At 64.2% G+C, this 18,460-nt stretch carries 18 protein-coding genes; 9 read left to right on the top strand and 9 right to left on the bottom strand.

Translation table 11 applies throughout. The features are described from left to right. Together PC358_RS22235 and nhaA are read left to right on the top strand one after the other, a co-directional pair. Nucleotides 1–1,608 carry an NAD(P)/FAD-dependent oxidoreductase gene (locus PC358_RS22235; protein ID WP_033702631.1) on the top strand — a complete coding sequence of 536 codons (1,608 nt, stop codon included), beginning with the start codon at nucleotides 1–3 and terminating at the stop codon, nucleotides 1,606–1,608. 249 nt (nucleotides 1,609–1,857) lie between these two features. Continuing rightward, nucleotides 1,858–3,033, top strand: coding sequence for a Na+/H+ antiporter NhaA (gene nhaA / locus PC358_RS22240; protein WP_033702632.1), 1,176 nt, complete (start codon nucleotides 1,858–1,860; stop codon nucleotides 3,031–3,033). Nucleotides 3,034–3,113: 80 nt separating this feature from the next. On the opposite strand, the gene PC358_RS22245 is transcribed toward nhaA, so the two are convergent. Then, a complete protein-coding gene (locus PC358_RS22245; protein WP_033702633.1) occupies nucleotides 3,114–3,578 on the bottom strand; it encodes an outer membrane lipoprotein in 465 nt (154 codons plus the stop codon). 150 nt (nucleotides 3,579–3,728) lie between these two features. On the opposite strand from PC358_RS22245, the gene PC358_RS22250 reads away from it, so the two are divergent. After that, nucleotides 3,729–3,962: a hypothetical protein gene (locus PC358_RS22250; protein WP_033702634.1), complete on the top strand. Its 234-nt coding sequence runs from the start codon at nucleotides 3,729–3,731 to the stop codon at nucleotides 3,960–3,962. 38 nt (nucleotides 3,963–4,000) lie between these two features. On the opposite strand, the gene pdxH is transcribed toward PC358_RS22250, so the two are convergent. From pdxH to dinG, 5 genes are all read right to left on the bottom strand, one after another. Next, entirely contained in the window at nucleotides 4,001–4,648 is a 648-nt protein-coding gene (pdxH, locus tag PC358_RS22255; protein ID WP_033702635.1) for a pyridoxamine 5'-phosphate oxidase, read from the bottom strand. Nucleotides 4,649–4,667: 19 nt separating this feature from the next. Continuing rightward, the gene (locus PC358_RS22260) at nucleotides 4,668–5,657 is read right to left on the bottom strand and encodes an OmpA family protein (protein WP_033702636.1); all 990 of its coding nucleotides are present in this window, start codon (nucleotides 5,655–5,657) and stop codon (nucleotides 4,668–4,670) included. A gap of 98 nt (nucleotides 5,658–5,755) precedes the next feature. Further along, nucleotides 5,756–6,901 carry an EstA family serine hydrolase gene (locus tag PC358_RS22265; protein WP_033702637.1) on the bottom strand — a complete coding sequence of 382 codons (1,146 nt, stop codon included), beginning with the start codon at nucleotides 6,899–6,901 and terminating at the stop codon, nucleotides 5,756–5,758. 120 nt (nucleotides 6,902–7,021) lie between these two features. Continuing rightward, nucleotides 7,022–9,259: a beta-galactosidase gene (locus PC358_RS22270; protein ID WP_033702638.1), complete on the bottom strand. Its 2,238-nt coding sequence runs from the start codon at nucleotides 9,257–9,259 to the stop codon at nucleotides 7,022–7,024. 81 nt (nucleotides 9,260–9,340) lie between these two features. Continuing rightward, on the bottom strand, nucleotides 9,341–11,485 hold the full coding sequence (dinG, locus tag PC358_RS22275) for an ATP-dependent DNA helicase DinG (protein WP_033702639.1): 2,145 nt from the start codon (nucleotides 11,483–11,485) through the stop codon (nucleotides 9,341–9,343). A 98-nt stretch (nucleotides 11,486–11,583) separates the two neighbouring features. Between dinG and PC358_RS22280 the strand changes: the two genes are divergently transcribed. Next, entirely contained in the window at nucleotides 11,584–12,048 is a 465-nt protein-coding gene (locus tag PC358_RS22280; RefSeq protein ID WP_033702640.1) for a CopD family protein, read from the top strand. Nucleotides 12,049–12,084: 36 nt separating this feature from the next. On the opposite strand, the gene PC358_RS22285 is transcribed toward PC358_RS22280, so the two are convergent. The 3 genes from PC358_RS22285 to PC358_RS22295 all read right to left on the bottom strand — a co-directional run bounded on the left by PC358_RS22285 (nucleotide 12,085) and on the right by PC358_RS22295 (nucleotide 13,961). Beyond that, the gene (locus tag PC358_RS22285; protein ID WP_033702641.1) at nucleotides 12,085–12,843 is read right to left on the bottom strand and encodes a hypothetical protein; all 759 of its coding nucleotides are present in this window, start codon (nucleotides 12,841–12,843) and stop codon (nucleotides 12,085–12,087) included. Continuing rightward, nucleotides 12,836–13,111 carry a DUF1145 domain-containing protein gene (locus PC358_RS22290; protein WP_033702642.1) on the bottom strand — a complete coding sequence of 92 codons (276 nt, stop codon included), beginning with the start codon at nucleotides 13,109–13,111 and terminating at the stop codon, nucleotides 12,836–12,838. The genes PC358_RS22285 and PC358_RS22290 overlap by 8 nt, the downstream gene beginning before the upstream one ends. 157 nt (nucleotides 13,112–13,268) lie before the next feature. Next, complete coding sequence (locus PC358_RS22295) at nucleotides 13,269–13,961, bottom strand: PA1041 family peptidoglycan-binding anchor lipoprotein (RefSeq protein WP_033702643.1); 693 nt, start codon at nucleotides 13,959–13,961, stop codon at nucleotides 13,269–13,271. 160 nt (nucleotides 13,962–14,121) lie between these two features. Here PC358_RS22295 and PC358_RS22300 point away from each other — a divergent pair, with 160 nt between their 5' ends. The 5 genes from PC358_RS22300 to PC358_RS22320 all read left to right on the top strand — a co-directional run bounded on the left by PC358_RS22300 (nucleotide 14,122) and on the right by PC358_RS22320 (nucleotide 18,437). Further along, nucleotides 14,122–14,616 (top strand): DUF6231 family protein, encoded by a 495-nt coding sequence (locus PC358_RS22300; protein WP_033702644.1) that lies wholly within the window; start codon nucleotides 14,122–14,124, stop codon nucleotides 14,614–14,616. 2 nt (nucleotides 14,617–14,618) lie between these two features. Continuing rightward, nucleotides 14,619–15,095 (top strand): YchJ family protein, encoded by a 477-nt coding sequence (locus PC358_RS22305; RefSeq protein ID WP_033702645.1) that lies wholly within the window; start codon nucleotides 14,619–14,621, stop codon nucleotides 15,093–15,095. A gap of 2 nt (nucleotides 15,096–15,097) precedes the next feature. Next, the gene (locus PC358_RS22310; RefSeq protein ID WP_033702988.1) at nucleotides 15,098–15,574 is read left to right on the top strand and encodes an LEA/WHy family protein; all 477 of its coding nucleotides are present in this window, start codon (nucleotides 15,098–15,100) and stop codon (nucleotides 15,572–15,574) included. A 7-nt stretch (nucleotides 15,575–15,581) separates the two neighbouring features. Next, nucleotides 15,582–15,785: an SEC-C metal-binding domain-containing protein gene (locus PC358_RS22315; RefSeq protein WP_033702646.1), complete on the top strand. Its 204-nt coding sequence runs from the start codon at nucleotides 15,582–15,584 to the stop codon at nucleotides 15,783–15,785. A gap of 210 nt (nucleotides 15,786–15,995) precedes the next feature. Beyond that, nucleotides 15,996–18,437 carry a penicillin acylase family protein gene (locus PC358_RS22320; protein WP_033702647.1) on the top strand — a complete coding sequence of 814 codons (2,442 nt, stop codon included), beginning with the start codon at nucleotides 15,996–15,998 and terminating at the stop codon, nucleotides 18,435–18,437. Nucleotides 18,438–18,460 lie beyond the last annotated feature (23 nt).

Consider the following 18,460-nt stretch of genomic DNA (forward strand, 5'->3'; position numbering starts at 1 on the left):
ATGCTACGAATCACCGAACTGAAGCTGCCCCTGGACCATCCCGACGAAGCCCTGCGCGAAGCCATCGTCCAGCGCCTGGGCATCAACGATGAGCAATTGCTCAGCTTCAACCTGTTCAAGCGCAGCTACGACGCACGCAAGAAAAACAGCGAACTGCTGTTCATCTACACCATCGACCTCGAAGCCAGCAACGAGGCCGAGCTGCTTCGCAAGTTCGAAGACGATCGCAACATCGGCGTAGCCCCCGACGTCACCTACAAGTACGTGGGCCACGCCCCCGCCGAGCTCGCACAGCGCCCGATCGTGGTCGGCTTTGGCCCTTGCGGCATCTTTGCCGGATTGCTGCTGGCGCAGATGGGCTTCAAGCCGATCATCCTCGAACGCGGCAAGGAAGTACGCCAGCGCACCAAGGACACCTGGGGCCTGTGGCGCAAGAGCGTGCTCAACCCCGAATCCAACGTGCAGTTCGGCGAAGGCGGCGCCGGGACCTTCTCCGACGGCAAACTGTACAGCCAGATCAAGGACCCGCTGCACCACGGCCGCAAGGTGCTGGAAGAGTTCGTCAAGGCCGGCGCGCCGGATGAGATCCTCTACATCAATAAACCGCACATCGGCACCTTCCGCCTGACCGGCATGGTCGAGCAGATGCGCCAGGACATCATCGCCCTGGGCGGTGAAGTGCGTTTCGAGCAGAAGGTCACCGACCTGCTGACCGATAACGGCCAGCTGACCGGCGTGGTGCTGGCAAGCGGCGAGCAGCTGCAGTCACGCCATGTGGTTCTGGCCCTGGGGCACAGTGCCCGCGACACCTTCCGCATGCTGCATGCCAAGGGCGTATTCATGGAGGCCAAGCCGTTCTCGGTCGGTTTCCGTATCGAACACCCGCAAACGCTGATCGACAAGGCCCGTCTGGGCAAGTATGCCGGCCACCCGAAACTGGGCGCTGCCGACTACAAACTGGTGTATCACGCCAAGAACGGCCGTTCGGTCTACAGTTTCTGCATGTGCCCAGGCGGCACCGTGGTCGCCGCCACCAGCGAGCCTGGCCGCGTCGTGACCAACGGCATGAGCCAGTATTCGCGTAACGAACGCAATGCCAACTCCGGCATCGTCGTCGGCATCGACCCCGAGCGCGACTACCCGGGCGGCCCGCTGGCCGGCATCGAGCTGCAGGAACGCCTGGAGGCGCACGCCTATGTCCTGGGTGGCAGCAACTACCAGGCCCCGGCGCAGTTGGTCGGTGACTTCGTAGCCGGCAGGCCGTCCACTGCCCTGGGCAGTGTCGAGCCTTCGTACAAGCCAGGCGTGACCCTGGGTGACCTGGCGCCCAGCTTGCCGGATTTCGCCATCGAGGCGATCCGCGAAGCGTTGCCGGCATTCGATCGGCAGATCAAGGGCTACAACCTGCATGACGCGGTGTTGACCGGTATCGAGACGCGTACCTCTTCGCCGCTGCGCATTACCCGTGGCGAGGACTACCAGAGCCTGAACATGAGGGGGTTGTTCCCGGCGGGTGAAGGCGCAGGCTACGCGGGCGGTATCCTGTCGGCAGGCGTCGATGGCATTCGCATTGCCGAGGCGGTAGCGCGGGACATGCTCGGGCTGTAAGGCAGCAAGTTTCATGCGCCCCCTGCGCGGGCAAGTCTGCGCAGGGGGCATGACCATCGCCAGAAAAGTCTGCGCGAATAATCAGATTTCCCCTACCTCACCGTTCCTCAGCTGCGTCTAGTCTTCCCACAGCCAAGGCGGCAATACCATATAACAAAAACGAATATAGTTTTTGTTTTAAAGCATATCGCCACAAGCTAGGGTGTACGCCCGTTCCGTAATCAACCTCTCATGGAGAGCCCATAGCCCGTGCGTAGCCTCTTCACCCGATTCTTTCAGCTCGAAGCCGCCAGCGGCCTGCTGCTGATCGCTGCGGCCATCCTTGCTCTGGTCATCAACAACTCACCTTTGTCCTACCTGTACAACGGCCTGCTGGACGTCCCGGTCGCCGTCAAGGTTGGCGCGCTGGAGATAGCCAAGCCTTTGTTGCTGTGGATCAACGACGGCCTCATGGCGCTGTTCTTCCTGCTCATCGGCCTGGAGGTCAAGCGCGAGGTGGTCGACGGCCAGCTGTCGAAGCCCTCGCAGGTAATCCTGCCCGCTACCGCCGCAGTGGGTGGCATGGTGGTACCGGCACTGGTCTACTGGTTCATCAACCGCGACAACCCTGCAGCCGTCGCCGGCTGGGCCATCCCCACCGCCACCGATATCGCCTTCGCCCTTGGCGTGCTGGCATTGCTGGGCAAGCGTGTCCCGGCGTCGCTCAAGCTGTTCTTGATGACCCTCGCGATCATCGATGACCTGGGTGCAATCATTGTCATTGCCCTGTTCTACTCGGGCACCTTGTCCAGCGTGTCACTTATGCTGGCAGCGGCCTGCCTGGTAGCGCTGATAGCCATGAACCGGCTTGGCGTAGTCAAGCTCGGGCCTTACCTGATCATCGGCCTGGTGCTTTGGGTATGCGTGCTCAAGAGCGGTGTCCACGCCACATTGGCGGGTGTCGCCCTGGCGCTGTGCATTCCACTGCGCACACGCAACGCGGAAAGCTCGCCGCTGCTGTCGCTGGAACACGCCCTGCACCCTTGGGTGGCCTATGCCATTCTGCCGCTGTTCGCGTTCGCCAACGCCGGTGTCTCGTTGGCCGGCATGACGTTAGAAAGCTTCACCCACCCGGTACCGCTGGGTATCGCTGTCGGCTTGCTGGCGGGCAAGACTGTGGGGGTGTTCGGCCTGACCTGGCTTGCGATCAAGCTTCGCCTGGCGGCGTTGCCTACGGGTGCAAGCTGGGGGCAGTTGCTGGGGGTGGCGATACTCTGCGGCATCGGCTTCACCATGAGCCTGTTCGTAGGTTCCCTGGCCTTCGTGCCAGGCAGCAGTGACTATGCGGGCATGGACCGTATGGGCATTCTCACCGGCTCGTTCATCGCTGCGGTCGTCGGCTATGCCGTTACCGCAATGGCCAGCCGCGCCCCCCGCACGCACTAAAGTAGAAGCGGCATGAAAAAACCCCGACTGGCGTGGCCAGATCGGGGTTTTGCGTTTTTGCGCTACAGCCGGTGCAAGGCTCAGTGCGAGACGCGGCTGGTACCGTCGACGGTCATGATGCGAACACGTTCGCCAACCCGGAAAATCTCGTTTTCCTGAACGGCCTGCACATAGGCACGCATGCTGCCATCGTCTTCACGCACGGTGATTTCCACACCCTGGGTACGGGTGATGCCTTCTTCGGCGGCAGAACCTGCCAGGCCACCGGCAACCGCACCAATCACTGCCGCGACGATGCTGCCACGGCCACCCCCGACTGCACTGCCGGCAACGCCGCCGACAATCGCACCCGCGCCACCGCCGATCGGGGTCTTGGTGCCTTCGATCTTGACCGGACGCAAGGATTCGATGGTCCCCATGCGTACGGTCTGCACGCGACGGGCCTCATCACGGGAGTAGCTATCGCCGGTCAGGCTCGAGGCACAGCCCCCCAGCAACAGCGACATGGTGGTGAAGGTCGCCACCAGCAAAGCGGATTTACGCATGGGTAAAGTCTCCATAAGTCATCGGTGTTCATTAGACGCTGCACATTGACGGCTGTCACGGCACAGACGTAATAAAATTGTTTTCATTCAGCCTGGGTACAGCCTACCTGGACTGTATCGTGGGCCTTTCAAGTGAGACCAAGGATAGCCATGGATTACTTCATCGTCGTGGTCACGACTGTCGCAGGGCTGTACTTCCATGGGTGGCTGTATGTGCGGATGCGCCGCTGGATGGACCGCGACCTGGCGCTGTCGCTGGCCGGGGAGGATGTGCGCAAACGTGAGTACATGCTGCGACGGCTGGAGCAGGCGCGGGTGCAGAAGGTCAGGCGCAAGGCGCTGGCGGAGTGGTTGGCGCGTGAGGCGGCGGCTTATCAGGGGTAGCGTTGCAATCTTGGGGCTGCTGCGCAGCCCCAAGGATTTCAAGGCGCCAACCGCTCCCGCAGCCATTGCCCATCGACCAGGCGATAGTTCATCCGGTCATGCAAGCGGCTGGTACGCCCCTGCCAGAACTCGACCCGCTCAGGCAACAGGCGATACCCGCCCCAATGCTCCGGGCAGTGCGGCTGAGTGTCGGAGAACCGTGCTTCGGTCGCCTTCACCAACGCTTCCAACGTTTCACGGCCACTGATGACCTGGCTCTGAGGCGAGGCCCAGGCCCCCAGGCGGCTGCCCAGAGGGCGCACCTGGTAGTAGTCGTCCGACTCCTTGGCCGTGACCTTTTCAACCCGCCCTTCGATGCGCACCTGGCGCTCCAACGCTGGCCAGAAGAACGTCATGGCGGCGAAAGGGTTAGCCTGCAACTGCTGGCCCTTGGCGCTTTCGTAGTTGGTAAAGAAGGTAAAGCCACGCTCATCGAGCCCCTTGAGCAGCAGTACGCGGCAATGGGGGCGACCCTCGCCATCGACCGTGGCAAGGGTCAAGGCGTTGGCTTCGACCGGGGGTTGCTCGGTTTTCACCGCATCGGCGAACCACTGGTGGAACAAAGCGAACGGCTCACCCGGGGCCTGGGCTTCAGCCAGGCCATCACGGGTGTAGTCGCGGCGCATATCGGCCAGGGATTGGGTCATGGCTGCGTTTCCTTGACGATCAGTTGGTCTTCGCAGGGCTGTTGGCGGCTACTTTTTTGTCAACGGTCGCCTTCTTGGCGGCGGGCTTGACCGCTGCGGCCTTCTTCTTGGCAGCAGTCTTGGCAGGTGCCTTGGCCTTGGCGACAGGCTTTTTCGCGGCAGGTTTGGCAGCGGCCTTGGCGGCGGGCTTGCTGGTGGCAGCCTTGGCGGCAGGCGCCTTGGCATCCTGAACAGCAACCATCGAAGCTGGGGTAGGTGCCGGCGTGGCCTGTTGGTACTTGGCCAACAGCGCCACCATGGTGTTCTGCGGCGTCAGCAGCATTTCCACACGGCGGTTCAGGGCACGGCCTTCGGCGCTGTCGTTGGCGGCACGCGGCATGACCGAACCCATACCCTTGAGGATCAGGCGATCACGTTGCAGGCCACTGAGGCGGAAGATCGCCGACACCGAAGCGGCGCGCTCCAGGCTGAGCTTCTGGTTGACAGCCGCAGCACCGCTGCTGTCGGCATGGCCCAATACCAGCACCGCGGTCTTGGCATCGCCCTCGACGGTCTTGGCTACGCGGGTGATCGGCCCCAGGGTCATTGGCAGCAGCATGTTCGGGCGGTCAGGGTTGTACGAACTGTCCACCGGGATGGTCACCGCCAGGACATTGTCACGGCGCTCCAGCTCCAGTTTGCTGTCCTTGATGGCTTCACGCAGCTTGGGCTCGTATTCATCCAGCCAGGCTTGGGTAGCCTTCTGGTCGATCTTCGGCACGACCGGCCCTTTGGCCTGCTTGTCGTCACCGCCGAATGGCCACCACCAGCGGCTGGCGCTTTCCGACTTGGCATCGGCCTTGGCCACTTTTTCGGTGACGGCTTCCTTCACTTCCTGCTCGGCAACCTGGTCCGAACCGAAAGGCCACCAGCTGGAGCCACTGCCCTTCGCGGCGTCCGGGGAGTGACTGGCGCAGCCGGTAACGGCGGTCAGGCACAGGGCGAGTGCTAAGGATTTATGTGAAGACATCAGCGATACACCATGAAATAGAAAGAAATTTTGCCTACGCATTCAGGCGTTGGCATTGAGGATAGTCAAAGGGGTTGGCCAATACCCGCATTACCCGATCAAAGGCAACTGGCAAGCACGCGTACCAGTTTCTGCGCTCTTGGGTCCATCAGCACATAGGGGCCCAGGGTATTGACCACAAAGCCAAAGGCCACATCGTGCTCCGGGTCGGCGAAACCTACCGAGCCGCCCGCGCCAGGGTGCCCGAAGGCGCGGGCACCGAGGCCAAAGGTGGCATTGGCCACCTCGGGCTGGTCGAGCATGCAGCCCAGGCCGAAACGGGTCTGGGTCAGCAGCGTGCGGTCCTGGCCGATACTGTGCTCGCGCGTCAGTTCGTCGAGCAGCTCGGATTCAAGCAGGCTGCCATCGAGCAGGCCGGCATAGAACCCGGCCAGGCTACGGGCATTGCCGTGGCCGTTTGCCGCCGGCTGCTGCATGCGCCGCCACTCGGGCTTGTTGGTGCTGGTGAGAATCGCCGGCGGGTTGGTAAAGGCGCGGGTGGACAGCGCCTCAGGCTCGCGCATGGTCACCTGCAGCAAGCGCTGGGCAGCGGCATCGCCGGGGTTGCCCTTGCCGCGCGCAATATGCGCCACGCGATGGAATTCTTCGTCGGCCAGGCCGACATGAAAGTCCAGCCCCAGCGGCCGCGCCGTACGGGCCACGATCGAGTCGCCTGGGCCACGACCATCAGCGCGGCGGATCAGCTCACCGATCAGCCAGCCGTACGTGATGGCGGCATAACCGTGTTCGACCCCAGGCGTCCACCAAGGGGTTTCGGCGGCCAAGGCATCGACCATCGCCTGCCAGTCATACAATGCCTCGGCAGGCAGCAGTTCACGGATGGCCGGCAGGCCCGCACGGTGGCTGAGTAACTGGCGCAGGGTGATGGACTGCTTGTCGGCCTGGGCGAATTCGGGCCAGTAACGGGCCACCGGAGCGTCCAGTGCCAGCTTGCCCTCGCCCACCAACTGCAAGGCGGTGACCGCAGTGAAGGTTTTGGTGCAGGAGAACAGGTTGGCGATAGTGTCGCTGTGCCAGGCCTGCTGCCCGTCCTTGTCGGCGGTGCCCGCCCACAGGTCGATAACGGTCTCGCCGCCCACCTGGATGCACAGCGCCGCACCACGCTCCTGGGGATCATCGAACAACTCGGCGAAGGCTTCACGCACCGCCTCGAACTTCAGCTCATAGTGACCCTGGATCTGCACCCGCTGTTCTCCGTACGACCGTCTGAAAATGGCGTGCATTGTTTCAGTAGTTGGCGGTTTTGCAAACTGGCTTAGGCTCGATGGTCGCCAGCAAAGGGGCCGCTTGACGACCCCGATGGCTCAGGGGAGCGGCTTGGCCAGTTGCGTGCGCAACTGACCAATGGCCTGCTGGTTGCTTTTGCGTACGGCCTCGACGAACCCCGGATACGGCACATCGGTGATCGCCACCAGCCCCAGGTGGCCGTTTTCGCCATCGAGCAACCGCCCACTGGCCGGTTGGTCCAGGTATTGGAACCAGTGCGCGCCGACGATCATCGGCTGCGCCAACGCGGCCTTGAGGAAGTTGCCATAGGCCGGCCCTCGGTCCTCTTCACGCGCCACCTCCAGCGGCCCCGGCCAGAATGGCCCGCGGTCGCGGGAACCGAACTGGAACTCGGACACCAGCACCGGCTTGTCCAGCTCGGCCAGGCGAGCGAAGTCGTAACCGTCCTCGGGTTTGAGGGTATAGAAGTTGAAGCTCAGCACATCGCAGAACTCGGCGCAGGCCTTGACCGCCTCCGGTGTACTGAGCGCAAAACGGCCGCCAAGCAACAGGTGGTTGGGCGCATGCCACTTCAGCGAGTCGGCGATGGTCTTGAAGTAGGTCTCGGCGAACACCTGCTGGAAGTGCTGGTAGTCCCGCTCGATCTCCGGGTGCTCGGGGTTGGGCAAAGGCGCCTCGAACCCTGGGTCTTCCATCAGCTCCCAGGCGGACAGTTCGATCCCCCAGGCCTTGGACAGCCCCTCCTGGTTGCGGTACTTGTCACGCAGCTGCTTGAGGAAGGCGCGCTTGGCGGGCACATCGGTGGTCAGGCGCAAGGTGCCATAGGCCAGCCCGTAGCGCGCCTTGGGGTCATTGCCCGGTGCGGCCCAGGCCAGTTCGTTGTCGGCGAAGTAGCCGATCAGCCAGGGGTCATCGCGGTGGTCCCGGGCAGCGATGGCGACGGCACGTTCTGTAGCCATGGCAAAGCGAGGGTCGAAGGGGTCGGGCATGCTGCCCCACCAGTCCATGCCGGTGCTGATGCTGGCATAGTCACCAACGATTGACAGCGGCAAGGTATAGGGCATGCGCTTGGCCTGGCCCAGGCCAGGGTCGCTCCAGTTACCCAGGGTATTGAAACCCCAGGCTTGCAGGCGGTCGAGCGCGTGCGCCTGCCAGCGCGTGGCATCCAGCACCTGCGGTGGGCAATCGGCTGCCGGCTGGCCCTCGACGCTGGGAAGGCAAGGCTTGCCATAGGTGCGCTGGATATTGGCGGCATAAAAGTCGAACCAGCGCCCCTGCTTGAAGTTACGCCCTTGCGAAGAGGCATTGCCGTCGTCGTTGTTACCCTTGCCATAGAACGCCGCCAGCGGATCGCCCTCGGCCGGCAGCGCCTTGAACATGCCGTCCCGGCCTTCGACGTAGGTGCGCCCGCCATCAGCGGCCACGGCATTGACGCCCAGCGAGTAGAACGGGTTGCCCTCTGGCGTGACCAGGTACCAGCGGCCATCACGCTTCTCGGTACGGAAAAAACCCTTGGCCTCGAACGCCGGCCCGCCCAGCAACCCGCCATAGCTGTCCAGTTGCTGCTTGCCGTGCTCTGCCAACCAGCCCTTGAGTTGCTGCTGCTCACGGCCTTCGGCAGCCCTGAGCTGTTCGTCGCTGGCAATCTTCTCTGGCCATTGGCCGCGTGTGGACTGGCCGTAAGCGTCGATCAATTCATGGTAGGCGGCCTGGTAGGCCTGGTCGTCATCCTGAATACCCACTTTCTCGATCAGCAGGTTCTGCGCCACCTTGGGGTTGGGGATCGTCAGGCTGACAGACGCCACTTGTTTGAGGTCGACCGCACCCGCGCTGCTGGTCAGCAGCAGGCGTTGGCCTGCGTACGCCCATGGCATCGGCGGCCCGGCGCGCATGCCCTGGCTCAACGGCGAGCTGGCCTTGAGCGGTACCATCACCGTCTGGGCGGGGCCTGCGGGCAGGTCGATGCGGCTGGTCAGGGTGCGGCCATCACTGCCCAACACGGTAACGTCCACGGTCAGCGCCCAGTCCATTGCGCTTTGCAGGCGCAAGGTCAGGAACTGCCCGGCTGACCAGTCCCACACACCGCTCTGCGGGCTCAGGCGCAAGGTCGGGCGCTCGGCCGGGTTGAACACCACGCGCCGCAACACCTCACCCCCGGCCGTCTGCTCTGCGTTGTACTGCGGCATGCCGGCATCCTCGGTCACCACATTGACCACCGAGGCCGGGCGCACGAAGCTGAACAGCGTCTGCTGCCCGGCCAATAATGGCGAGCTGAACAACAGGGCGAATACGACAGGCAGGGTACGGCGGACCATAAGGCTGGGGCTCTCCTTCAGGGCCCTCATGAGCCCAAGACTGAGTGATGGACAACAAGCCGGTGCAGAGTGCTCCGGCGGTCAGGAAATCTCCCGCCGGAACGGCGGTAGCGCATTGAGAATAGCCTTGCCGTAGCGCTGGGTGACCAGACGTCGATCGAGCAAGGTGATGACACCGCGATCCTGCTCGGTACGCAGCAGCCGGCCGCAGGCCTGAATCAGGCGCAAAGAGGCGTCGGGCACGGCAATTTCCATGAACGGGTTGCCACCACGGGCCTCGATCCACTCCGCCAGGGCCGCTTCGACCGGGTCGTCAGGCACCGCGAAGGGAATCTTGGCGATCACCACGTGCTCGCAATAAGCGCCGGGAAGGTCGACCCCCTCGGCAAAGCTGGCCAGGCCGAACAACACGCTGTGCTGGCCATCATCGACCCGCGCCTTGTGCTTGTTCAGGGTTTCCTGCTTGGAGAGGTTGCCCTGGATCAGCACCAGCTTGCGCCAGTCGCGGTCCAGGCCGTCGAACACATCCTGCATCTGCTTGCGCGACGAGAACAGCACCAGCGCGCCACGGGCATCATCGAGCATGTTGGGCAGTTCACGGATGATCGCCGCGGTGTGCGCCGTCGCATCACGCGGATCGGCGCCCAGGTCGGGCACCCGCAGCACGCCGGCATCGCCATGCACGAATGGGCTGGGCACCACGCAGGTAACAGCATCGCGAGGCAGGCCAGAGCGCATGCGGTAACGGTCGAACTTGCCCAGTGCGGTGAGCGTGGCGGAGGTTACCAGCGCACCGTGGGCGACGCTCCACAGGCTGCGACGGAGCATTTCGGCCGCCAGAATGGGGCTGGCGTTGACTTCGATGTCGAACAGCGCACCGCTCTCGGCCAGGGTCAGCCAGCGCGCCATGGGCGGGCTGTCCTCGGGGTCTTCGGCGGTGAATGCCGTCCACAGTTCCCAGTTGCCCTGGGCACGGGTCACCAGGCTGCCAAACAGCGGGTACCATTCCTCGGCCTGATGGCTGGCGATACCGATATTGACTTCACCATCCATGCCTTCCTTCAACAAGTCGGCCAGGCGGGTGAACAGATCGTTGAGGCGGGCAAAGCCCTTCTTCAACTCGATGCCCACCTCGCGGATCTGCTCCGGCACCACACCGCCTTCGAAGCGATAGCGCGGGCGCTCACGGCCCTCGGTGTCTTCACTGGGGCGGAAGTCCGCGACTTGCTCGCACAGGGTGAACATGAACTGCTGCTGGGTACGGATCTCGCGGGCCAGCTCCGGCACCTGTTCGATCAGTTTGCCCAGGTCCCCCGGCAGCGGGTGCTGGGCCAGCAGCTTGGTCAGGTTCTTGGCGGTCTGCTCCAGCCAGTCGGCGGTGGAGCGCAGGCGCGAGTAATGGGCGAAATGGCCGATGGCCTTGTCCGGCAGGTGGTGGCCTTCGTCGAACACGTACAGGGTGTCGCGGGGGTCGGGCAGCACCGCGCCGCCACCCAGGGCCAGGTCAGCCAGGACCATGTCATGGTTGGTCACGATCACGTCGACCTTGCCCATGCCTTCGCGCGCCTTGTAGAACACGCACTGCTGGAAGTTCGGGCAGTGGCGGCCCGTGCACTGGCTATGGTCGGTGGTCAGGCGTGACCAGTCCTGGTCTTCCAGGGCTTCGGACCAGCTGTCACGGTCGCCATCCCAGCGGTTGCCCGCCAGCTTCTCGATCATGCTGTTGAACAGCTTCTGGCTGCGCTCGTCGACCTCGATGTGAAAGCCTTCTTCCTCGAACAACTGGGCGGTGGCCGACTGCGCGTGGCCTTCCTGCAGCAGCACGTCGAGCTTGGACAGGCACAGGTAACGGCCGCGCCCCTTGGCCAAAGCGAAGCTGAAGTTCAGCCCGCTGTTGCGCATCAGGTCGGGCAGGTCCTTGAAGACGATCTGCTCCTGCAGGGCGACAGTGGCGGTGGCGATGACCAGGCGTTTGCCGGCCGCCTTGGCAGCCGGGATCGCGGCCAGCGCATAGGCGACCGTCTTGCCGGTACCGGTGCCGGCCTCCACCGCGACCACGGCAGGCTCGCCGGCGCGGCGGCCTTCATCGTCGCAGGCGATGTCGCCGAGTACCTTGGCCACTTCGGCGATCATCAGGCGCTGGCCGTAACGCGGCTTGAGGCTCTTGGCTTCGAGAAAACGCGAGTAGGCGCCTTGGATAGTGGCTTTGAGTTCGTTGCTGATCATGGTCTGCAGGCGCCCGAAGGGCTGGATATATTTTCAGTGTTTCGCATGGGGCGGCTATCATACCCCGCTATTGCCCTTTATGCCGCATGGAGATCCGGATGCTTGCCTTTGCCCTGCCCTACACACTGCATGTCCTGGCCGCCTTGGTCTGGGTCGGCGGCATGTTCTTCGCCTGGCTGGTGCTGCGCCCGGCAACGGTTGCAGCCCTCGACGGGCCTGCTCGCCTGCGGTTGTGGGTGGAAGTTTTCCGACGCTTCTTCGGCTGGGTCTGGGTGGCAGTGGCGATCTTGGCGATAAGTGGTATCGGCATGTTGCACATGCGCTTCACGGGCCTGGAGACCGCGCCCAAGTACGTGCAGGTGATGATCGGTGGGGGTATCGCCATGTTCGCCCTGTTCATGCGCATCCAGGCGTTACTGTTGCCGGAGTTGAAAACGGCCGTGCAAGCAGAGGACTGGCCAGCGGGGGCTGCGGTGCTGGGAAGGATTCGACGCATGGTCGGGATCAACCTGCTGCTGGGCATCGCCGTGGTGGCAGTGGCCAGTTCGCGATTGATGCTGTAGGCGACGCGCCCCCTTGGGCCACGCCGCCCTTTAACGTCAAAGGCGTTGCAGGATCAACTCACCTGAAGCGCCGGCCAGGCCTGGCTGGCCCGGTTGCCCTGGCCGGCCGCTGGCGCCGGCATTGGTGCGATACACCAGGCACCCTTTGCTCGCCCCGCCCTTGCCGGCCTTGCCAGCGGCACCGGCCTGGCCTGGCGCACCGCCATCCAGGCGCGCCACGATGCGCTCCTGGGCAAAACCTTGCGGCAGACTCAGGCGAATTCGCCCACCCGCCGCGCCATCGTGCCCATTGCCCCCGTCATCGCCATTGGCGCCGCGGCTGGCCTGGCCCCAGGTACAGCCTCCAGGCTGGCCGTTGGCGCCGTCGAGCCCGGCATAACCGGGCGCACCCGCGCCACCTCGTGCGTCGATCGACAACAGCCCGGCATCGACCTCCTCCAGCTTCAGGTCCAGGCTTCGACCGGAACGGGCCGCACGCTGGTAGGTGCCCGACGCACCCGGGGCACTGATCTCGCTACCCTCGCCCATTTGGGCGTTGCGCACCTCGATGCGCAACGGGTGGTCAGAAGGGGCAATGGCGATACGCGCATCACGCCCCAATTGCAGATGATCGATGGTCAACTCGGTCAGCGTGGCAGGCAGCAGCAACGTCGCCGAATCGGCCACGCGCAAATGCTCCAAGTGCACGCTGGCCGACTTGTCGGGCAGGCGCAGCATGGAATTGGACGCCACTTCAAGGGTTTCGGCCTGGGCCAGGGGAGCAGCCAACATGGCCAGCAACATCAGATTACGCATTGCGCGGCGCCTCCTGCGCACGAGGAATGGACATGACATGGAAAATACCCGTCAGCAGGATCTGCAGACGGTCGAACCACCGGTGGCTACGGCCACGCAGGCTGGCGTTGAAGAACAGCACCTCGAGCACATGCAGGCTCAGCAGGACAATGCCTGCCGTATTGATCAGAAGATTGAATGGCAGTGGTTGTGGCAGCAGCAGATTGAACAGCACCACACCCCAGAAGACAACCGTCAGGACCTTGCCCAGGCCCAGGATGAATTTCATGCCCCGCCCCCTGCATTTATTGTTCTGTCTAAACGGCCCGTTCGAGCGGGCCGTGCGGCCAACAGTACCTGCACTGGCTGCCTGTGTCATTGGCCACACCCGGCTTGCCGGTTTGAAAGCGCGCCCGCGCCACTGCCCAAGGCGCGGGCGCGGGCCGTCAGCGCTGGATCTTGATCTCCGTGCGACGGTTCATGGCGCGCCCATCGGCGGTGGCATTGTCTGCCACAGGTTGGGTTTCACCCGCACCGACCACCGAGACGAAGCTGCTGCGGGGTACGCCGCTTTCGACCAGGTAATCGGTCACCGAATGAGCACGGCGCTCGGACAGTTTTTGGTTGTAGCTGTCTGACCCGACACTGTCGGTATGGCCACTGACACTCAGCCGCGCACTGGGTGCTTCCTGCTTGAGGCGGGTGGAGATGGTATTGAGGCGCTCTTTATCGGCTGCAGTCAGGCGTGCAGAGTCGAACTCGAAGTGCACGTCGCGGATGACGATGACTTCTTCCTTCTGCACCACCACTTCCTCGACCACCGCGACCGGCTCCGGTGGGCAGCCATTGGCATCGACCTGCACGCCGCGCGGGGTGCCTGGGCATTTGTCTCGGCTGTCCGGCACGCCGTCACCATCCTCGTCGCCATCGCCATGGGCCCAGCAATAGCCCGCCGCCAGGCCACCGCCCAGCAACGCGCCCCAGCCAGCCCAGCTGGAACTCTCGATGGCGCCCAAGGCGGCGCCGCCTACACCCCCGACGGCAGCACACTTCGGCCAGTCGGTCTTTTGCAAACCTGCACAACCAGTCAACACACTGGTGAGCAGTACCAGGGGTATCGCTGTGCGTACTATGCTCATTTTCGTCGCATCTCCTAGGGGGAATCGGCATAAGGCCGATCTCTGGCAGTAAAGACCGCACATTCCATCCCTGCCAGCAATAAGCCACGACGCAGTCACATGACGCTTTGCCCACGCGCTGCGGCCCGCTAGTCTTGGACGACTTGAACGAGGATTGGCAATGACCGACGGTTTTTCCCAGCGCACCCCCCAGCAGGCCCTGGCAGCCCTGCTCGATCGTTTCACCCCCCAACGCCTGTTGCTGGTAGGCACACGCTTCCCCGCGCTGGACGCCTTTGCCCAGGCTCACCCGCAGGTGGTGATCGCAACGACCGCGCCTGGGCCGCTGCCGGTTGACCTGGCAAACCAACGCTTCGACTTGGCGGTACTGGTGGACTGCCTGGAACACCTGCCCAAACGCACGGGCCTGGAACTGCTCGGTGGCATTCGCAACCTCAATGCCAGCCGGGTTGCCGTGCTGGCCGACCTCTCGGCTTGCGGCTGGCAAGACACCGATTTCTTCGCCCTGGCCTTGTCGGCCAGCGAAAAATTCCGTCGTGAAGGGCAGGTACTGAGCCTGTTCACCTATGATCTACATGACTACAAGCAAGTCCCGGACTGGCTCAATGCGCGGTTCTGGGCCAACCCTGAAAATTTTGGAAAGTACTGGTGGTGATGATGAGTGTCTCGGTCTGCCCTTGTGGCAGTGGCAACCTGCTGGACGCCTGCTGCGGGCACTACCATGCCGGAACCCCGGCCCCCGATGCCCAGACGCTGATGCGCTCGCGCTACAGCGCTTACGTGCTGGGCCTGATCGATTACCTGGTGCACACCACCCTGCCGGCCCAGCAGGCGGAACTGGACCGTGCCGCGATGGCCAGCTGGAGCGCACAGAGCACCTGGCTGGGGCTGGAAGTGGAAAACGCCGAGGTGCTGGGTGGCCAGCCTGAGCACGGCTTTGTCACCTTCACCGCTCGCTGGCACGATCAGGAGGGCGATCACCAACACCGCGAGCGTTCGGCGTTCGTCCAGCATGATGGGCGCTGGTACTTCATCGACCCCACGGTCGGGCTCAAGGCCGGGCGCAACGACCCTTGCCCCTGCGCCAGCGGTCAGAAATTCAAGAAATGCTGCGCAAGCTACGTGGCCAGCTGAACATGATCGCCCAGGCCCGCGTACTCGTGCTTGGCGCCTTGTTGGCCCTGCTGGCCGGCTGCGCCAGCTGGGGCGGCGACGACTGGCGCGAACCCGAGGTACATCTGGTCAAGGTCGAGACGGTCAAGGCCAAGTTGCTGCAGCAGGAATTCGTGCTGCACCTGCGTGTCGACAACCCGAACGACAGCCGGCTGTTCATCCGTAGCCTGGCGTATTCGATACGGCTCAACGACCTGCTGCTGGTGCAGGATGAGACCAGTGTCTGGCGCAGCGTTGGCGGCCATGCTCGGCGCACGTTCAAGATCACCGCGCGGACCAACTTGTGGCAGCACCTCAAGCCACTGGCCAAGCTGCTTAAAAGCGAACAACCGCTGCACTACACCCTGCAGGGGGAACTGGCCACGGGGCTACTCATCCATCGGGACCTGCACTTGTCGCGCAGTGGTGAGATAATCCCCGGTGATTTCTTACCGGAGTAACCCTGCAATGACCCAGCAACCCCATGTTCATGGCCCTGACTGCAACCACGATCATGATCACCCGCACGATCACGACCATGGCCATGTGCACGGCCCGCACTGCAACCACGGCCATCAGGAGCCGGTGCGTAACGCCCTGAAGGACGTTGGCCGCAACGATCCTTGCCCCTGCGGCAGCGAGAAGAAATTCAAGAAGTGCCACGGCGCTTGATGCGACCGCTGTGCTGATGATATCGAGCGCCTCGTACATGCCTTGAGCATGAGGGCGCTCGATCTCGACAGCACCTCAATACCCAAGCCAAGCACCTCGAATCTCCCCTACCATTCGTAAATAAACCGCCCCAGCACCTTGCACCGCGCCTGCGCGCTCACTACCTTAGCGCCTTCCAAACCCCCGCCACGCCTTGCAGGAGCCCTTGTCATGGCCGCCCCCGCCTTTCCTCCCTTCCGCCTGCGGTTCACGACCGCTGCCACGCTGCTCGGCACGCTCGGACTCGCCGGTTGCCAGATGGGCGGCTATCAGGGCAGCGTGCCACCGACCACCGGCGTGCAACCCCTCAAGGGCCTGGCGCAAAACGTCTCGGTACGGCGCAATGCCATGGGCGCTCCGCTGATCGAGAGCGGCAACTTCCATGACGCCCTGTTCAGCCTGGGGTATGTACATGCCGGCGATCGCATCGAGCAGATGGTCGCCATGCGCCTGCTCGCCCAGGGCCGCCTTGCCGAACTGGCCGGCAGCGAAGCACTGGACATCGACCGCCTGATGCGGGCCGCCAACCTCAAGCAAAGCGCCGCCCAGCAATACGCCGACGCGTCGCCACGGCTCAAGCGCTTCTTCGAGGTCTACGCCCGCGGGGTCAACGCCTACCTGTTCCGCTACCGCGACAAACTGCCCGCCGGCCTGGCCAACAGCGGCCATCGCCCCGAGTACTGGAAGCCGGAAGACTCGGCGCTGATCTTCAGCCTGTACGCCTTCAGCCAGTCGGTGAACCTGCAAGAGGAACTCAGTGCCCTGACCTTGGCGCAGAAGGTCGGCAGCGACAAGCTGGCCTGGCTGCTGCCCGGCGCCCCGGACGAGCCCTTGGCCGACGCCGAAGTGGACAAGCTCAAGGGCCTGAACCTGGCCCGCCAGCTACCCGGTTTGCCGGCTCTGGCGGCGGCCAGCCAGAAACTCGCCGACCTCGACCTGCTAGGCAGCCCCGGCTCGGCCAACCTGGCCTTGGCAGCCCAGCGCAGCCGCAGCGGCAAGAGCCTGCTGGCCAGCGACAGCCAAGCGGCCTGGGCCTTGAGCCCGGTGCAGATCCACACCAGCAAGTACCAGGTCGCCGGCCTGTCACTGCCAGGCCTGCCGATCGTGCTGGCCGGCTTCAACGGCAAAGTCGCCTGGAGCAGCAGTGCCGTGATGGCCGACAACCAGGACCTGTACCTGGAACAACTGCGCCGCCAAGGCAACCAGCTTAGCTACCTGGTCGATGGCAAGTGGCAGCCGGCCCGGGCGCGCAGCGAAACCTTCTTCGTGCGCGGCCAACGCCCTCTGCGCGAGGTGATGTACGACACACGCCACGGCACCCTGCTCGCCCAGCCGGGTAACGCAAACCTGGGCCTGGCCCTGGCCCTGCCGCAATTGAAGGGCGACCGTAGCCTCGACGCGCTGTTCGACCTGACGCGTGCCAAAACGGTCGAACGCGCCTTCGACAGCACCCGTGAAGTCGCTGCAGCGGCGCTCAATTTCGTCTTCGCCGAGCCTAATCACATCGGCTGGCAGGTCAGTGGGCGCTACCCCAACCGCCGCGAAGGCCAGGGCCTGCTACCCTCGCCCGGTTGGGACGGGCGTTACGACTGGGACGGTTACGCAGACCCGATGCTGCACCCTTACGACCAGGACCCGCCCGCCGGCTGGATCGGCCACGCCAACCAGCGCAGCCTGCCGCGCGGCTACGGCATGCAGTTGTCCAACACCTGGTACTACCCCGAACGCGCCGAGCGCCTGGCCCAGTTGGCCGCTAACGGCCGCCACGACAGCCGCAGCCTGATGGCCCTGCAGAACGACCAAGTCACCCTGCTGGCCGACAAGCTCAAGCAGATGTTCGACGCCCCGGGCATGGCCCAGCCGCTCAAGCAGGCGATCGACGCACTGTCGCCCGCTGAGCGCGACAAAGCCCGCGACGCCCTGGCCCGGCTCAAGGCGTTCGATGGCCGCCTGAGCCCGGTGTCGGCGGATGCCGCACTGTACGAATTGTTCCTCCAGGCGTTCGCCCGCGAAACGTTCCTCGACGACCTCGGGCCGGTGTCCAGCCCTGCCTGGCAGGCGTTCGTCAGCAATGCCCGTTTGTCCTACTCGGCCCAGGCCGACCACCTGCTGGGCCGCGAGGACAGCCCGTTCTGGGATGACCGCAGCACACCGCTCAAGGAAGACAAGCCGGCAATCCTCGCCCGCAGCCTGGCCGCTGCGGTGGATGCAGGCACTGCGCAACTCGGCGCCGACCGCCGCGCGTGGCAATGGGGCAAACTGCACCAGTACCGCTGGCCAGCACCGGCCTATCACGGCCTGGGGGACACCCTCAGCCGCTCACCGCTGGCTGCCGGTGGCGATTTCAGTACCCTGGCACTGACACCCTACGCCTGGGGCAATGACTTCGACACGCGCCTGCCGGCCTCGGCACGCATGGTCGTCGACTTCGGCCAGGCCGAACCCTTGCAGGTACTGACTAGCAGCGGCCAGTCCGGCAACCCGGCCAGCCAGCACTACGGCGATGGGCTGGACGCCTGGTTCAAGGGCCGCTTCATGAGCCTGCCGCTGCAACCGCAGAACTTTGCGCGGGCCTATGGCAACCCGCGGCTGACCTTGGTGCCTGGCCGCTAGAGGCCAGTTTCCCTCTGATCAAC

Origin of the sequence: Pseudomonas capeferrum (assembly GCF_000731675.1) — a bacterium.
In the GTDB taxonomy this organism is placed as follows: Bacteria; Pseudomonadota; Gammaproteobacteria; order Pseudomonadales; family Pseudomonadaceae; genus Aquipseudomonas; species Aquipseudomonas capeferrum.

Bases quoted from the DNA above. Each gene is read 5' to 3' on its own strand.
- PC358_RS22235 (WP_033702631.1), top strand. From the start codon at position 1: ATGCTACGAATCACCGAACTGAAGCTGCCCCTGGACCATCCCGACGAA.
- PC358_RS22245 (WP_033702633.1), bottom strand. From the start codon at position 3,578: ATGCGTAAATCCGCTTTGCTGGTGGCGACCTTCACCACCATGTCGCTG.
- PC358_RS22250 (WP_033702634.1), top strand. From the start codon at position 3,729: ATGGATTACTTCATCGTCGTGGTCACGACTGTCGCAGGGCTGTACTTC.
- pdxH (WP_033702635.1), bottom strand. From the start codon at position 4,648: ATGACCCAATCCCTGGCCGATATGCGCCGCGACTACACCCGTGATGGC.
- PC358_RS22260 (WP_033702636.1), bottom strand. From the start codon at position 5,657: ATGTCTTCACATAAATCCTTAGCACTCGCCCTGTGCCTGACCGCCGTT.
- PC358_RS22270 (WP_033702638.1), bottom strand. From the start codon at position 9,259: ATGGTCCGCCGTACCCTGCCTGTCGTATTCGCCCTGTTGTTCAGCTCG.
- dinG (WP_033702639.1), bottom strand. From the start codon at position 11,485: ATGATCAGCAACGAACTCAAAGCCACTATCCAAGGCGCCTACTCGCGT.
- PC358_RS22280 (WP_033702640.1), top strand. From the start codon at position 11,584: ATGCTTGCCTTTGCCCTGCCCTACACACTGCATGTCCTGGCCGCCTTG.
- PC358_RS22285 (WP_033702641.1), bottom strand. From the start codon at position 12,843: ATGCGTAATCTGATGTTGCTGGCCATGTTGGCTGCTCCCCTGGCCCAG.
- PC358_RS22290 (WP_033702642.1), bottom strand. From the start codon at position 13,111: ATGAAATTCATCCTGGGCCTGGGCAAGGTCCTGACGGTTGTCTTCTGG.
- PC358_RS22295 (WP_033702643.1), bottom strand. From the start codon at position 13,961: ATGAGCATAGTACGCACAGCGATACCCCTGGTACTGCTCACCAGTGTG.
- PC358_RS22300 (WP_033702644.1), top strand. From the start codon at position 14,122: ATGACCGACGGTTTTTCCCAGCGCACCCCCCAGCAGGCCCTGGCAGCC.
- PC358_RS22305 (WP_033702645.1), top strand. From the start codon at position 14,619: ATGAGTGTCTCGGTCTGCCCTTGTGGCAGTGGCAACCTGCTGGACGCC.
- PC358_RS22310 (WP_033702988.1), top strand. From the start codon at position 15,098: ATGATCGCCCAGGCCCGCGTACTCGTGCTTGGCGCCTTGTTGGCCCTG.
- PC358_RS22315 (WP_033702646.1), top strand. From the start codon at position 15,582: ATGACCCAGCAACCCCATGTTCATGGCCCTGACTGCAACCACGATCAT.
- PC358_RS22320 (WP_033702647.1), top strand. From the start codon at position 15,996: ATGGCCGCCCCCGCCTTTCCTCCCTTCCGCCTGCGGTTCACGACCGCT.